General features: G+C 38.8%; 13 protein-coding genes. 6 read left to right on the top strand and 7 right to left on the bottom strand.

The genetic code is table 11. The features are described 5' to 3' along the window. Nucleotides 1-135 precede the first annotated feature (135 nt). Entirely contained in the window at nt 136-1,416 is a 1,281-nt protein-coding gene (locus tag DK207_RS07070; protein WP_109440568.1) for an aspartate kinase, read from the bottom strand. A 63-nt stretch (nt 1,417-1,479) separates the two neighbouring features. Then, on the bottom strand, nt 1,480-4,128 hold the full coding sequence (gene alaS / locus DK207_RS07065) for an alanine--tRNA ligase (RefSeq protein ID WP_171293644.1): 2,649 nt from the start codon (nt 4,126-4,128) through the stop codon (nt 1,480-1,482). A 255-nt stretch (nt 4,129-4,383) separates the two neighbouring features. On the opposite strand from alaS, the gene DK207_RS07060 reads away from it, so the two are divergent. The 5 genes from DK207_RS07060 (at nt 4,384) to DK207_RS07040 (ending at nt 9,672) form a co-directional block, all read left to right on the top strand. Further along, nucleotides 4,384-5,409, top strand: coding sequence for a type I glyceraldehyde-3-phosphate dehydrogenase (locus DK207_RS07060; RefSeq protein ID WP_109440566.1), 1,026 nt, complete (start codon nt 4,384-4,386; stop codon nt 5,407-5,409). A 33-nt stretch (nt 5,410-5,442) separates the two neighbouring features. Beyond that, nucleotides 5,443-5,754, top strand: coding sequence for a hypothetical protein (locus DK207_RS07055; RefSeq protein ID WP_109440565.1), 312 nt, complete (start codon nt 5,443-5,445; stop codon nt 5,752-5,754). 78 nt (nt 5,755-5,832) lie between these two features. After that, nucleotides 5,833-6,921 (top strand): hypothetical protein, encoded by a 1,089-nt coding sequence (locus DK207_RS07050; RefSeq protein ID WP_109440564.1) that lies wholly within the window; start codon nt 5,833-5,835, stop codon nt 6,919-6,921. A 204-nt stretch (nt 6,922-7,125) separates the two neighbouring features. Then, a complete protein-coding gene (locus DK207_RS07045; protein ID WP_109440563.1) occupies nt 7,126-8,292 on the top strand; it encodes an ATP phosphoribosyltransferase regulatory subunit in 1,167 nt (388 codons plus the stop codon). A 60-nt stretch (nt 8,293-8,352) separates the two neighbouring features. Next, nucleotides 8,353-9,672 carry an adenylosuccinate synthase gene (locus DK207_RS07040; protein WP_004638526.1) on the top strand — a complete coding sequence of 440 codons (1,320 nt, stop codon included), beginning with the start codon at nt 8,353-8,355 and terminating at the stop codon, nt 9,670-9,672. A 378-nt stretch (nt 9,673-10,050) separates the two neighbouring features. Here DK207_RS07040 and DK207_RS07035 read toward each other — a convergent pair whose 3' ends face one another. Beyond that, nucleotides 10,051-11,004 carry a hypothetical protein gene (locus DK207_RS07035; protein ID WP_109440562.1) on the bottom strand — a complete coding sequence of 318 codons (954 nt, stop codon included), beginning with the start codon at nt 11,002-11,004 and terminating at the stop codon, nt 10,051-10,053. 110 nt (nt 11,005-11,114) lie between these two features. Further along, nucleotides 11,115-12,116, bottom strand: a complete 1,002-nt coding sequence (locus DK207_RS15875; RefSeq protein ID WP_109440561.1) for a helix-turn-helix transcriptional regulator — start codon at nt 12,114-12,116, stop codon at nt 11,115-11,117. Between the two features lie 202 nt (nt 12,117-12,318). Here DK207_RS15875 and DK207_RS07025 point away from each other — a divergent pair, with 202 nt between their 5' ends. Continuing rightward, nucleotides 12,319-13,053 (top strand): proteasome-type protease, encoded by a 735-nt coding sequence (locus tag DK207_RS07025; protein ID WP_109440560.1) that lies wholly within the window; start codon nt 12,319-12,321, stop codon nt 13,051-13,053. A gap of 48 nt (nt 13,054-13,101) precedes the next feature. On the opposite strand, the gene DK207_RS07020 is transcribed toward DK207_RS07025, so the two are convergent. The 3 genes from DK207_RS07020 to dnaB all read right to left on the bottom strand — a co-directional run bounded on the left by DK207_RS07020 (nt 13,102) and on the right by dnaB (nt 16,216). Next, nucleotides 13,102-13,572: a DoxX family protein gene (locus DK207_RS07020; RefSeq protein ID WP_109440559.1), complete on the bottom strand. Its 471-nt coding sequence runs from the start codon at nt 13,570-13,572 to the stop codon at nt 13,102-13,104. A gap of 61 nt (nt 13,573-13,633) precedes the next feature. Next, complete coding sequence (alr, locus tag DK207_RS07015; RefSeq protein ID WP_109440558.1) at nt 13,634-14,707, bottom strand: alanine racemase; 1,074 nt, start codon at nt 14,705-14,707, stop codon at nt 13,634-13,636. Between the two features lie 63 nt (nt 14,708-14,770). Beyond that, on the bottom strand, nt 14,771-16,216 hold the full coding sequence (gene dnaB, locus DK207_RS07010; RefSeq protein WP_008940978.1) for a replicative DNA helicase: 1,446 nt from the start codon (nt 16,214-16,216) through the stop codon (nt 14,771-14,773). Nucleotides 16,217-16,336 lie beyond the last annotated feature (120 nt).

Here is a 16,336-nt window from a genome sequence, read left to right as displayed (position 1 = left end):
AAATTTTTTTCGTAAATTTTGTGAGAACTTTCTTAAAACCTCTGCGCTAATATAACAGAGCCACTATAAAAAAAACTATAGTGGCTCTGTTTTTTTTATTATTTACTTGAAAGTAAATATTTAACTAGCTACAAATTAAGCACGTGCGCTGCTTTCACCATGCTCACGGTCTAGACCAAAAGCTGTGTGTAAACAACGAACTGCTAGTTCTAAATAATTTTCTTCGATTAACACAGAAATTTTAATTTCTGATGTAGAAATCATGAGAATATTAATGCTTTCTTCAGCCAAAGCAGTGAACATTTTACTTGCAACACCCGCATGTGAGCGCATGCCAACACCCACGATAGAGACTTTAACAATATCGTCACGCGTAACAACTTCACATCCTTCAATGCTGCTTGCTGTTTGTTCTAAAATCGCTTTTGCCTTGGCAAGATCAGTACGATTTACGGTAAATGTAAAATCAGTTGTACCATCTTCTTCTACATTTTGGATAATCATATCCACTTCGATGTTGGCATTACTAATTGGCGACAAGATTTTAGATGCAATACCAGGCTCATCAGGAACGCCTAGAATCGTTAATTTTGCTTCGTCACGGTTAAATGCAATACCTGCGATGATTGGTTGTTCCATATCGTCTTCCGCCTCAGTCGTAATTAGTGTGCCTACATTTTGTTTGAATTCTTCATCGAACGCGCCGTCATCGTCATTATCAAAACTTGATAATACACGTAATGGAACTTGATATTTACCAGCGAATTCAACAGAGCGAATTTGTAAAACCTTTGAACCTAAAGATGCCATTTCTAGCATTTCTTCAAAAGAAATACGGTCAACTTTCTTTGCTTTAGGTGCAACACGAGGGTCAGTCGTATAAACGCCATCTACATCAGTGTAGATCTGACATTCATCCGCTTTTAACGCAGCTGCAATTGCAACACCTGAGGTGTCTGATCCACCACGACCTAAAGTTGTCGTATTGCCATCCGCATCAAAGCCTTGGAAACCAGCAACCACCAGAACACGACCTGCATCTAAATCTTTGGTCATCACATCGGTATCTATTGATTCGATACGTGCTTTGGTAAACGCGCTGTCGGTTTTGATTCCAACTTGACGACCCGTATATGATTTAGCTTCTACACCAATAGAATTAAGTGCCATAGCTAACATGGAAATCGTTACTTGTTCACCCGTTGACACCATTTGATCAAGTTCACGTGGGTCAGGGGTGCTGGTAATGGCTTTAGCAAGCGCAAGTAAGCGGTTAGTTTCACCACTCATTGCAGATACGACCACGACCACTTTGTGACCATGATCATGCCAGCGCTTGACACGACGAGCAACATTTAAAATGCGCTCAGGAGTACCCATAGAGGTACCGCCATATTTTTGAACGATTAATGCCATAGTTGTTCCATATAAGCCATGACCCTGAGAGGCATCAGGGTCAGTTACACAAAAGTGAAGTTCTTATTGCTCAAGCCAAGCAGGGAGTGCTGCAAAGACTTGATCGAACTTCTCGTTTAGTGGCGCGCCACCTTGTGCTAAGTCAGGTTTACCACCACCTTTACCACCTAGTTCTTGAGCTAAGTGTTTGATGATGTCACCTGCCTTTAGATTTGCAGTATATTGTTTAGCGACAGATGCGATTAAACTCACTTTATCGCCTTCAACGCCAGCTAAAATAATGACTGCATCTTCCAATTTTGATTTTACGCTATCATGTAAATTGCGTAATGATTTGGCATCTAAACCTTTGACTGTGGTAATGAGTGTTTGACGTCCCGCAATTTCTTTCACTTGATCCAGTAATTCAGCTGCTTGGAAACTTGCCAATTTCTGATTCAGTTGTTCGATTTGCTTTTGCAAACTAGAAGCTGTTTCAACAACCGCTTCAACTTTCTCAACCGTTTGATCTTTTTGAGCTTTCAACAAACCGTTGATCGTTTGAATGTCAGTATCTGCTTTTTGAACGACTTCAAGTGCTTGAGTACCAGTAACTGCTTCAATACGGCGTACGCCGGCAGCAACACCACCTTCAGAAGTGATTTTGAATAAACCAATATCACCAGTACGCTTCACGTGAATACCACCACACAGCTCAATAGAGAAGTTCTTGTCTTCAATCAATGAACCCATAGATAACACACGAACTTCGTCACCGTACTTTTCACCGAACAACATCATTGCACCTTTGGCTTTGGCTGTTTCGATATCAAGTAGTTCAGTGGTTACTGGTGTATTTGCAAGAACTTCAGCGTTAACCAAACGTTCGATTTGTTGCAACTGATCAAATGTCACAGGTTGGTCATTTGCAAAGTCAAAACGTAAAATGTCGCTAGCAACGAGAGAACCTTTTTGCTGAACGTGATCACCTAAGATTTGGCGTAAAGCTGCATGGAGAAGGTGTGTTGCAGAGTGGTTACGTGCAGTTGCAGCACGAATGTCAGCTTTAACAGTAGCTTCAACACTTTGAGTTGCTTTTAAGCTACCTACAGTTACGATACCTTGGTGAACAAACGCGCCACCAGATTTTTTGGTATCTTGTACTTCAAAAATACCCGTATCGTTCTTGAAAATACCTGTATCACCGATTTGACCACCGCTTTCAGCGTAGAAAGGCGTTTGATTCAATACAATTAGTGCTTCATCACCTTCATTGATCTCGTCAACTTGAATACCATCTTTATAGATCGCAATAATTTGACCTTGACCATTCGTAGCTTCATAACCGTCGAACTGTGTTTCGCCTTCAACTTTAACAATGTTGTTGTAGTCTACGGCGAACTTTCCGGCATCACGTGCGCGTTGACGTTGAGCAGCCATTTCGATTTCAAAGCCAGCTTCATCAATTGTAAGATCACGCTCACGTGCGATATCCGCAGTTAAGTCAGTCGGGAAACCGTAAGTATCGTAAAGTTTAAATACCGTTTCACCTGCAATCACTTTACCTTTAAGTTGTGCAAGTTCACCTTCGAGCAATTTCAAACCTTGTTCAAGTGTTTTAGCAAATTGTTCTTCTTCACGGATTAAAGTTGCTTCAATGACATCTTTGCGTGCCGCAAGCTCAGGATAAGCTTCGCCCATAACCTCAATTAAAGGTTGCAACATTTTATAGAAGAATGTGCCAGTAGCCCCAAGCTTGTTACCATGACGTACAGCACGACGAATAATACGACGTAGTACGTAACCGCGACCTTCATTTGAAGGGTTCACACCATCAGCAATCAAGAAACAGCAAGAACGCGCATGATCAGCAACCACACGGAGTGACGGTTGACCTTCATCTTCGATACCGATGATATTGGCAGCCGCTTTTAATAAATGTTGGAACAGGTCAATTTCATAGTTCGAGTTGACGTGTTGAAGTACCGCAGAAATACGCTCTAAGCCCATTCCTGTATCAACAGAAGGTGCTGGGAGAGGGTGCATCACGCCATCCGCAGTACGGTTGAACTGCATGAAAACGTTGTTCCAGATTTCAATAAAGCGATCGCCGTCTTCTTCTGGTGTACCTGGTAAACCACCCCAGATATGATCGCCATGATCGTAGAAAATTTCTGAACAAGGACCACAAGGTCCTGTATCACCCATTGCCCAGAAGTTATCAGAAGCGTATTGACCACCTTTATTATCGCCAATACGGATAATACGTTCAGCATCTACGCCGATTTCTTTATTCCAGATGTCAAACGCTTCGTCATCGGTATGATAAACCGTGACATACAAACGATCTTTAGGTAAACCTAGCCATTGTTCGCTGGTTAAAAATTCCCATGCAAACTTGAGTGCATTTTGTTTGAAATAATCACCAAATGAGAAGTTACCCAACATTTCAAAGAATGTGTGGTGGCGTGCTGTATAACCGACATTATCAAGGTCATTGTGTTTACCACCCGCACGGACACATTTCTGTGATGAAACAGCGCGAACATAGTCACGCTTTTCTAAACCAAGAAAACAGTCTTTAAACTGGTTCATACCAGCATTGGTAAACAGCAAAGTTGGGTCGTTGGCGGGAACGAGTGAGCTCGAAGCGACACGTGTATGCCCTTGCGATTCAAAGTAACGCAAAAATGCTTCACGAATTTCAGCTGATGTCATAAAACGAGTACTCACAACCAAGACACTCCATAATTTTGAATTTGGCTATATGCAATTAAGGTCATTGTTCGATGTTCTACAATTGAACCAATCACATGGCATGGATTTTAAAAGTGCTAAATTATAACGGAAAATACCTGTCCGACCAACGATTTTACAAGCAATATCATATAAAACTGTGTTTAAGCTAAAAATCTATATTCAACAGCGCGGTTCATGTTTTACCATATAACACATAAATGATGATGTTTTGATGAACAAGGGCTCTGCATGCAACGTATCGCTATCAATGGATTTGGTCGGATTGGCCGGAATGTATTACGTGCATGGTTTGAAAATCCCAAACAGTTTCAATTTGAGATCGTTGCGATTAATGATATCGCTGATGTACAAACGTTGGTGCATTTATTTAAGTACGACACAACCCATGGACGCTTTGCTGGACAGGTTGAAATTCAGATTGAAAACCAACATATTTTTTTGAATATTCACTCCAATCAGCGTCAGCTTAAAATACAGGTATTTAAACAAGAGCAGCCTGAGTTGCTTCCCTGGAAAGATTTAGAGATCGATGTGGTGCTGGAGTGTACGGGGTTATTCCGTTCAAGAGCAGACGCAACTCGTCATATTGAAGCAGGGGCAAAACGCGTCATTATCGGTGCGGCTCCATTTGATAGTGTAGATGCTGCAATTGTTTATGGTGTAAACCATGCTGATGTAAAAGCAACTGATCAGATCATTTCTAGTGTTTCATGTACTACGCAAGCATTAGTCCCTTTAGTGAAGATTATTGATGATGCTTTTGGTATTGATACAGCTTTAATGACTGAAATCCATGCGGTTACTGCAGATCAATCCGTTTTGGATCATGCACATCGTGATTTACGCAGAGCACGGGCTTCTGGTCAGAATATCATTCCAACGACTTCAAGTGCTTTAGGTGCATTGAAACGTGTTATGCCGAAAATGGAAAATCGAATAGATGGTTATTCCATCCGAGTGCCAACAATTAATGTTGCAGCCATTGATTTAACCTTTGTATCGCATTCACCAATTACGGTGCATAAAGTAAATGAAATATTAATCAAGGCTGCACAGTCTGATTATGCACAGATTATGCAAGTGACCGATGAAGATCTTGTCTCTAGCGATTTTAATCATTCGCCATATTCCTTAATTGTAGATTTAACTCAGACCATGGTTGTCGGTCATCAAGCAAAAGTTTTTGCGTGGTATGATAATGAATGGGGATACGCAAATCGTTTACTCGATTTGTGTGAGTCGTTCGACTCATAAATTTTATAACTAAAAAATAATTTGGAGACTTAAATGACATTTATGTTGATGTGGGGATTTATTGCTATTTTATTATTGGCGGTTATATTTTTATTTTGGTTTCAATTTAAAACGCAGTCAGAACCAACATATGATGCTCAGGTATTGCAAGTTGAAGAAAAAGTTTTGCATTTGGAGTTACATCTGAAGAAAGGTTTAGAAATCATGCAAGACATGGCCAAAAAAATGCATGTGCAACAAGAAGTATTAGATAAAACCATAGCGAATGTTGCTGCTTTGGAAAAACAGAATGCTGAGTTAGTTAGTGTTCTAGAAATGATGATTAAAACCGGGAATAAAAAATAAAGAAATTTTGTTGTTTGCTATATTTACTCTTGTTATTCTTTTTGTCGATTTAATAAGACTAAAATTAAAAGGAAATATATGAAGTTTTATTCGAGAAAAATAGGTGTATTTTTTATACTTAGTTCGGGGTTTATTTTAACAGCATGTGGAGGAAGTTCTAGCGAGAAAAGAAAAGCCGAAACAGATGTTAAGAATGATGAGGCCTTATATCAAGTTTATTATCAAAAACCACTTTTCTCTGAAGGTTATATTTTTGACTCTTTTGAAATCACAAAGTATTCGATAAGAAATAATGAAATTAATTTTTCAAAGTCACATAATGAACCCTTAGATTTGAAGATTCTGACTGAAAATAAGATTTTTGAAATTAATACCCCACAAAGTAATCTGATCAAGAGAGTTTCTCCAACACTGTGGACCTATGAGCGTTTACCAGAACTAAAGCAAAATTTAACTTTTGAACTTTTAAATTTGGATGGCGAAAATATATTTGATCGTGTGTTGCCTGGGTATCGTGAAACGTTTAATTTGAATAACGAGCTAAATGATCGCTTGGATCAAGAATTGGTTAAATTTTATCAAAATTATAAAGATGCCACTTTCCCAAAAGGTAGTTCTTGTTATCGCTTAAAAGAAACACAATGGAATCAACCCTATATTACTTTAAATTTTGTTTTTGATAATCAATCATTCAAGCAGGAGAGAGAAAATATTCTAAATACATACGAGAATTTAAATTCTCATGCGAATAAAGCAGATTATGACTTGTTTTGGGGGAATTGGCATAATTTGGATTGGATTTTTTTAGTCAATAAATACGATAGTTGGGGCACTTTCGGTATTGCTGGAAATACCGATGCTCAAACATTCCGTGCAGTCTTAACTTCACCATTAATATGGGATGCTGCACTAAGTTTGGATTATGAGAGCAAACGGTTAGAAGAACTTAAGAACTCTAATTTTGATTTCGATAGTAGAATTAAAGAAGGACTTCTATTAAGTCAGGAACTTCGCGTTGCTCAATTAGAAAAAGGGTGCTTTGCATATAATGAACAAGCCATTACAGCAATCCGAAAACTGAAATTGATCAATTGGAAACAAGGAGATAGTTCAGCTATTGGGCAGTTCTTTGGACAGCGAACTTGGACTTTTGAGCCAAATCCATAATAATAATCTATTGAAATCATTGGTTAATTAAATAAAAACTGTTTGTTTTCTATAATGTGGAATAAGCAGTTTTTATGCAAATTCTCAGGTGCATCATGTAAATCTTCATGCTACACTACGCTGAATCGGGCATTCACCCGATTTTTTTATGTGGTTGCTTTTTATGTGGATGCCTCCACGTTGAACAGATTTTAGGTTTGGAACATGACCATTTCACAGACATGGTTGCTCCCTGATGGGGTAGCAGATGTATTGCCCGAACAAGCGCAAGTCGTTGAAACATTGCGCCGAGAAGCTTTAGATTTCCTCGCCGTTCGAGGTTATCAGTTAGTGTATACGCCATTTATTGAATACATCGAATCGTTGTCTTCACTTTCAGAATCCAGTCAAGATTTAGATTTAGTTACTTTCAAAGTGATTGATCAACTATCTGGTCGTTTGCTTGGTGTTCGTGCAGATATGACACCACAAGTTGCACGTATTGATGCTCATGTTCGACCAATTGAAGGTGTGGCTCGTTATTGTTATGCGGGCACGGTATTACATACTAAACCTCAAAACTTTAATTCAACGCGTGCACCTTTACAGTTGGGTGCGGAGTTGTACGGTCATGACAGCATTGAAGCTGATGTTGAAATGATTGATGTGATGTTAGGCTTGCTTAAACATACACGACGTTTAGAAGGTGTTCATCTAGACTTAGGACACGTCGGCTTATTCCGTAGTTTGGTAAAACGTGCTGGTTTAAATAAAAATACTGAAAGTGAACTTTCAGACTTATATCAGCGTAAAGCATTACCTGAACTAGAAGAATTTACTAAAGATTTAATGATGGGCGCTGATTTTTATGCATTAGGTCGTTATGCAAGTGATCTAGATGCATTAGAAAATAACTTAAGCCAAGATATTTTAAATGATGAAGATTTTAAAAATGCTTTTGATGCATTGAAATCAACATTTGCACAAATTCAATCACGCTGGCCGAATCTAGATATTGGTATTGATGTGATCGAGTTACGTAGTTACCACTACCATACCGGTCTGATGTATGCCATTTATGCACCAAATCGTGCGGCACCACTTGCGCAAGGTGGTCGATATGATGGTATCGGTGAACATTTTGGGCGTGCGCGTCCAGCGACAGGATTTAGTTGTGATTTATATGCTTTAGGTGCAACACAATTTGTAGAAATTGAGACTGTTGTCGCTCCAAAAGGTAATGATCAAGATTTATTAAATGCAATTGTAGCTGCACGTAGTCAAGGTTTACGTGTGGTGCAATTATTAGGTAATGATGATTTAAGCTCTGTCCCATATGCGACCCATCAAATGGTGTCTCAAAATGGGCAGTGGGTTATTGAAAAAATTTAATTGCTAAGTTGTTTGACGACTTGGTTTCCAATTTTAACAGCATGATGTAATGAGGCTATTATGGGCAAAAATGTTGTGGTACTTGGTACCCAATGGGGCGACGAAGGTAAAGGTAAAATCGTCGACCTGCTCACAGATCAAGCGGCTGCGGTAGTTCGCTATCAAGGCGGACACAACGCAGGTCATACTCTTGTGGTCGGTGGTAAGAAGACTGTCTTACACCTCATTCCATCAGGTATTTTACGTGAAAACGTATTGTGCTTAATTGGCAATGGTGTAGTGCTTTCTCCTGAAGCATTAATCAAAGAAATGGCGATTTTGGAAGAGGAAGGCGTACCTGTTAAAGAACGTTTACGTATTTCTCCAAACTGTCCATTAATTTTGCCAAACCATATTGCGCTTGACCAAGCACGTGAGAAAAAACGTGGTAATGCCAAAATTGGTACAACAGGTCGTGGTATTGGTCCAGCTTACGAAGATAAAGTGGCTCGCCGTGCGGTACGTGTAGCAGATTTGATTCGTGGCGGAGCATTACTTGAAGAAAAACTCAAGGAAATGCTTGAGCTTCATAACTTCCAACTTTCTCAATTCTATGGCGTTGAAGAAGTGAAGTTTGAAGACGTTCTTGCGCTTTGTAATGAATGGCGTGAAGTGCTTGCTCCATTAGTAATTGACGTAACTAAAGTGTTACATGATTACCGTAAAGAAGGTAAGGCAATCATGTTTGAAGGTGCACAAGGTTCATTGCTTGACATCGATCACGGTACTTATCCTTATGTAACGAGTTCAAATACGACTGCTGGTGGCGTAAGCTCTGGTTCTGGTATGGGCCCATTACATTTAGACTATGTACTTGGTATTACCAAAGCCTATACGACACGCGTAGGTGCTGGTCCATTCCCAACTGAATTGCATTACGATGCTTCGACGGATACAGGTGATGCGATTGGTCGTCATTTAGGAACAGTAGGCCATGAATTTGGTGCTTCTACTGGTCGTCAACGTCGTTGTGGTTGGTTTGATGCTGAAATCTTACGCCGTTCAGTTGAAGTGAACTCATTGTCTGGTATTTGCTTAACTAAACTCGATGTATTAGATGGTTTAGAAGAAATCAAAATCTGTGTAGGTTATGAAGATGTGGATTCAGGCTGCGCAGGTTCTTCTGACGCGATTTCATTTGAAAGCTTGAAGCCAATTTATGAAACTATGCCTGGTTGGAGTGAGTCGACAGTTGGCTTAACTCAAGTTGATCAACTTCCTGCGAATGCTTTGGCATATGTTAAACGTCTTGAGCAGTTGATTGAATGTCCAATTGATATCATTTCAACTGGCCCTGATCGTGCAGAAACAATCGTATTACGTCATCCATTTTCAGCATAAACTGATGGGATGATTGAAAAGCTCCCAGAGGGGAGCTTTTTTATTTTTATAGATTTATATATTTAAAATCTCTAGCAGATAATTAGATTTTTATTGCGTTCTTTGTTATTTCACAGACTGAAAAATTCTCGTTATATTTGTTTTACGTTCAAACGAAGAGGGTTTTTAATCATGACGAAAAAAACGATTCGCTACAATGGATATGAGCTAGCATGCCGATGTTAATTCATATTTTACTAATAGAAAAGGGAAAAACCAATTCTGATCACATGGGGGAAAAGAATTGGTTTGATTATTTTAAATAAAATAAGAACAACCTAAAAATTTAATCATAAATTTATAATAAATCTAAGAGAACCAGATGGTTCTCTTTTTTATTTATAATCCTGTTGAACCATTGAGATAGCTGATACCTGCTAGAGGGCTATTCACTTTAGTATTACTAAAAGTAATTTCATAATTGTTTGGGTTGTAGGAGGTATTTTGGCATGGTGTCTCAGTCGGTCTACAAGAAATTTCTAATAAACTTGGAGATAAGGCAGGCTGAAAATAGAAACTTTCAACTTTATTATTTTGAATTGAAATAATTCCTGAGCCTTCAATGAGAGTCCTATCTCCCAAAAATAATTCGATTTTATTATGATTTGTAAAATTAAGTTGATAATAGTTGCTTAATAATTTTGAACCATCTTGAGTCGATGAAGTTATTGACCACTTTAGCTCATGAGCTTGACTCATTGGTAATTGAACCTTAGTCGGTGCTTCAGTAAGAAACCCTTCAACAGAGCCTGCAAGCGTAATGGTATTGATCTGGCCATCTGCCCAAGATGATTTAGTTAACAATTGATTATTAAAATCAAGCTTAGCTTGGCCTGTTTTCATATTGATTGAATTGACAATATTTGAGCACGGATTGTTATTTTGTGAACATTGAAATTCTTTTTTAAAAGTTATGCTCTGACCGCTTTTTTCATATTCCTTTAATTTGATTGAGTTTGGCGTGGCATTAATTAACGTATCATAATCCGCTTCTAAGCGATAAAACGTATTTGCATCCATATCAAAATCAAACTCTAATCGATAGCTTGTTTTGAATTGATCATTTTCTTTGTTAAAGATTTGAGTATAGCGATAGACAGGAGTATCTACATTTGTTGATTGAGCAGAAGGTAGAGATGTATTTAAGAACTTTAAATCAGTTTTAACTTCATTCATTACTTTAGGTGAGGTGTAACTACTATCAGGATTTGTAGAGCTACCACCGCAGGCAGATAAAAATGAAATCGTCGTTAGGAGACCAAGAAAAGTTATAGATTTATTGGGGTTATACATTTGAATTCTTCCAATCGAAATATTTTAATAAATTATCTGTGTTTATTTATTGATAATTTTCCCACTAGCATTATATAGAATGTTATGTCTAGATAAAGACTTATTTATGATTATTCACTAATTTCCTTTACTGCATTATATACAGCAGCGGGTTCGATATTGAGAAGTTTCTTGCCAAAACTTCTGAGCCACCATACTAACTGAGAGGTAAATGGAACAGTTGCGGACACTTCAACAATATTCTCTTCGATAGAGGTAATCGTCTGATCTTTACTTAATTGACTTTCATAGAAGCTTTGGGCTGTACTTTCAGTCATGGTAAGCTTCAACAAAATTTGTTCTGTTGGCTTACTATAGTCAACTCTAAAACCAAGTGCACCAGAGTCAATATAATCATCGATATCGAAATTAACGGGGTGTAGGGCACGATTATCAAGTACCGTGGCTGCTTTAAAACGGTGTAAAGCAAAGGTTTGCACCTCAGTTTTATCATTTCGAGTACAGATTAAATAAATTACAGCTCCTTTTTGAACCAGAGCGAGTGGATTTAGGATATAAGTTTTATCTTCGCCTTGATTGGTTCTCGCGCGGTAAACACATTCAATTTGCTTATCTTGTAACAAGCCTTCATAAATAGCTTGTTGAGCCTGCTTATCGACAACAGGAGGAATAAGAGGTTGATTTGCAGGCACAATACGCACACGGTTAATCCACTGTCTTACATTATTTTGGGTTGAAAGACTTCGCTTAGCGAGATCAAACCAAGGCGTCATTTCTTCTAATAGACTGGGCGGTAGCAAATGTCGTAGATGTTCTTCAACCATCATAAAAGTCACAGCTTGTGAGCTGGTCATATGAGGTAAACTCTGAATCGGCGCATCTGAACGCCAGCGCCAGCCTTGGGGTACAGTTTTATTACTTTCAATCGGAAAACGTTGAGCAATCTGGTTTAGATCTCGCTGGATCGTTCTTAAGCTAATATCAATGCCTTCACGCTCGAGTATTTCTTGTAATTCACGAGTACCCATCCATTTTCCCGTAGATAGGCGAGATAAAATTTGCCATTGGCGATAAAGGCTATTGGATGTTTCTTTTTCTTGTACGGATGACATAAGCGTAATACGTAATTCAATGGTCTAAAGCAAACACAATAAAAAAACTATCTCTATTTATCAAGTCCATCCTCACCAGATTACGTATTTACGACTGAAATGAACACGCTTTTATTTAAATATTTTAAATATGAGGAAGAAATAATCATTTAAATGGTATCTACGGTTTAGGTTTTGACTTGTTAAATGTAGAGAGAAAAAGATGACTTATTGTTGTGCATTAAGATTAGAGCAGGGGTTGGTACTGATTAGTGATACGCGCACCAATGCAGGTGTCGATCATATTTCTGTTTTTCGGAAACTTCACACCTTTGGTGTAGAGGGTGAGCGCTTTATTGCCTTACAAACCTCAGGTAACTTGGCAACGACCCAAGCAGTGATTGGGCATTTGAAAAATGCCTTGGTTTTGCGTCAAGAACCCAATTTGAATACAGTCAATACCATGTTTGAAGTGGCAGAATTAATCGGTAAAACCTTACGTAAAGTGTTAGGTGATATCTCGACGGATCCACACGAGCAGATGCATTATTCCTGCAGTATTCTGGTAGCGGGTCAAATTCGGGGTGATAAAATGCAACTGTATAATATCTATCCACAGGGTAATTTTATTTGTGCAACCACCGACACGCCATACTTTCAGATTGGTGAAAGTAAATATGGTAAGCCGATTCTTGATCGTGCCTTATATTATCAAATGCCTTTAGATGATGCTTTGCGTTGTGCACTAATTTCATTTGATTCAACCTTGCGCTCCAATGTTTCAGTCGGTTTACCTTTGGATGCCCTGGTTTACCATAAAGATAGCTTTAAAATACCTACGGGCAAAAGAATCAGTGAAAATGATCCTTACTTTACCCAGATTAGTAGGCAATGGTATGAAACCTTACGCCGCGGTTTACAAGAGTTGCCTAAGCCTACAGCGGATTATGATCTATAAATACTTATAGAATTTGTGTGATGATTGATCATAGTTTGGATGGTAAAACTATGAGCTTGTTAGCTTTTTACTGAGTAAGCGGTCGAATGATAAAATGCTTGGTCGAGCGCTTATTAAGACAGCCAAAAGTAACATATAAAGCAGATCAGGCACATAGAAAAACCAACTTAACCAGCTTATCGCATCTAAGCCATTTGGGATGGTGTGAATACCTACGGTATATAAAGCGGTCAAACATATAATAAATAATAAAATACTGCTTATTTGAGTCAACAAACCCATGATTAAAAATAAACCGGCAAGCATTTCTGTTGCTGAAACAAAGCTACTCATGATTTCAGGAAAAGGAATACCTGCCTCAGTAATCGTTTCCAGCATGATCAGTTTATTTTTCTCAACGAAAAGTTTATTGAAACCTGTTGTAAAGAAGAAAATGCCGATTGAAATTCGTATTAAAAATAGAACCAATTGCTGTACCGGCATTTTATAGAGTGGGTTGTCGTAAATCAGTTTAAGCATGCTGGATTTAAATAGCTAAAACTGTATTAGAGATAAAACATAAAAGTTGATCAAGTAGGATTTAGTTACCTAATTTTCTTTGGGGGCGTTGAGTTAGGCGGCAAAGTAACTCATAACCAATGGTCCCATTAGCGGTTGCAACATCATCGACTAGACGATGTGCTCCCCAAAGCTCAACTTTGGTGCCAATTTCAGCATTGATATGCGTCACATCAATCGCCATCATATCCATGCTGACACGACCAACGACTGGGACAAGTTGCTGGTCAATCGCAACGAAATTCTGCTGCAGATAAGCACGTGGATAGCCATCTCCATAGCCAATCGAAACAATGGCAATTTTTGAAGGGCAGCTTGCTGTAAAGGTCGAACCATAGCCAACACATTCACCTTGCTGGATTTGATTTAAGGCGATGATTTCCGCACTAAAGGTCATTACGGGCTTTAGATCGAGTTCATGCACATTCTTATAAGCAAAGGGTGAAGCACCGTACAGCATGATACCAGGACGGACAAAATCAAAATGCAGTTCGGGATATTTATAAATCGCCGCTGAATTGCAGCATGAGGCTAAAATCGGTGCACATGCCTGTTTAACCTGTAAAAATTGTTCTATTTGCTGTTCATTCAGCGGATGATCTACATCAGCATTAGCAAAGTGCATCGCCAATACACAGTTAAAGCCGTCGGCTTTTAAACGCTGAATCACCTCAATGATTTCAACTACTTTAAAGCCTAACCGATTCATACCGCTATTTAATTTTACCCAGACTTTCAAACCTAAAGCATTGTAAGCTTGTTTATGTTGGATCAGCCATTCGACTTGTTGGGCATGATGGACAATACACTCAAGCTTTTGTTCAATGACATGCGTCATTTCATCTACTGAAAATACACCTTCGATCAAAGTGATCGGTTGATTATATCCAAGTTGCCTGATTTGTAGGGCTTCTTCTAAGCAGGCAACACCGAAAGCATCCGTGGCGTCCAAGGCGGCTAAACAGTCTTTAACTCCGTGTCCGTAAGCATTGGCCTTAACCATACTGACAATTTTCGAGTTGGGAGCAAGTTGTTTAACGCGGTTTAAATTATATTGCAGTGCGGTACTGTCAATATAAACTGTTGCTTGGCGCACCCTGATTTCTCCTTTGGGACGACTTGAAAATATAAAAAGCAATTTTAATCAATAAGATAAAAATTATTCTTCATCATCATATTGAGCATAGAACTCAGGTGAGAGATTGCTAAAACGAGTATATTGTCCTTCGAAGGCAAGGCGCACGCTACCAATCGGACCGTTACGCTGTTTACCAATGATGATTTCGGCTGTACCAGCTTCTTTAGACTCTTTGTTATAGACTTCATCACGATAAATGAACATGATTAAGTCGGCATCCTGTTCAATTGCACCTGATTCACGTAAATCTGACATCACTGGGCGTTTGTTTGGTCGATTCTCCAAACTACGGTTAAGCTGTGAAAGTGCAATCACTGGACAGTTCATTTCTTTGGCCAAAGCTTTTAAGCTACGAGAAATTTCTGAAATCTCACCAACACGGTTATCACCCATGCCTGGGACTTTCATCAACTGTAAGTAATCGACCATGATACAACCGATTTTTCCATCATGCATTTTGGCAATGCGTCGCGCACGAGCACGAAGTTCTGTTGGTGGCAGAGCAGAGGAGTCATCAATATATAGATGCATTTCTTGTAGCTGCAAAATTGTGCCTGTAACCTTGGTCCATTCATCGGCATCGAGATTGCCTGAACGTAAATGTCCTTGATGAACTTTACCCATTGCAGAAATCAAACGCATGGCGATAGAGTCAGCTGGCATTTCCATAGAAAACACTAGCGCTGGTAATCTGTTGTATTGCAAAACACTTTCAACCAAGTTCATGGCAAAAGTGGTTTTACCCATAGATGGACGAGCAGCAACAATAATCAAGTCACCTGCTTGCATCCCTGAGGTTTTATTATCTAGTTCTACAAACCCTGTAGTTAAACCTGTAATGTTGCCATCTAGCTTTGAAAGTTCATCTAATTTAGTGATGACGTCCGCGGTAACGGAGCTAATCGACTTGGGACCTGAATCTTTCTTATTGTTATTGTGTTGTTCGGCCAAAGAGAAAATACTGGTTTCTGCTAAATCAAGAATTTCACTGACTGGACGACCTTTCGTGTCATAGGCATTTTGTAGAATATCCGTACTGACCTTGATCATTGATCGAAGGGTTGAAAACTCTTTAATTTTATTGGCATAGGTTTCAAGATTGTAAAAACTTGAAGGCGAGTCCGCCATAAGTTGCATCAAATATTCTTCACCTCCAATCGCATCGAGGAGGTTCTGCTTAAGTAGCCAGTCATTGACTAAAACTGCATCGTAAGGCGAGTTTTCTTGGGCGAGTTTTTCAATCGCACGGTAGATATATTTATGTCGTGTCGCATAGAAATCATTTTCTTTTAATAAGTCACTGACTTGTTCAAAAGATTCGGCAACAGTCATTAGTGCAGCTAAAACTGCTTGCTCAATGGCAAGGTTATGCGGAGGAGTACGGAATTCTTTTAGTTGACCTGAGTCACTCACTTTACTCTCTGTGTTTGGAGAATTTTTTGTAAAATTGGCATTCGCCTGTGACATAACAAGACCTAATAAAAAAGATGAAACATAACCGAGTGACTATCTTAATCCAATTGAAGCTGATCTGGACAATTTAATTCAGGGAAAATTGTGTAAGTGGTGCAATAGCATAATAGATAG

This window comes from Acinetobacter haemolyticus, from assembly GCF_900406815.1.
In the GTDB taxonomy this organism is placed as follows: Bacteria; Pseudomonadota; Gammaproteobacteria; order Pseudomonadales; family Moraxellaceae; genus Acinetobacter; species Acinetobacter haemolyticus_A.
This window is presented reverse-complemented; position numbering and strand designations above follow the sequence as displayed.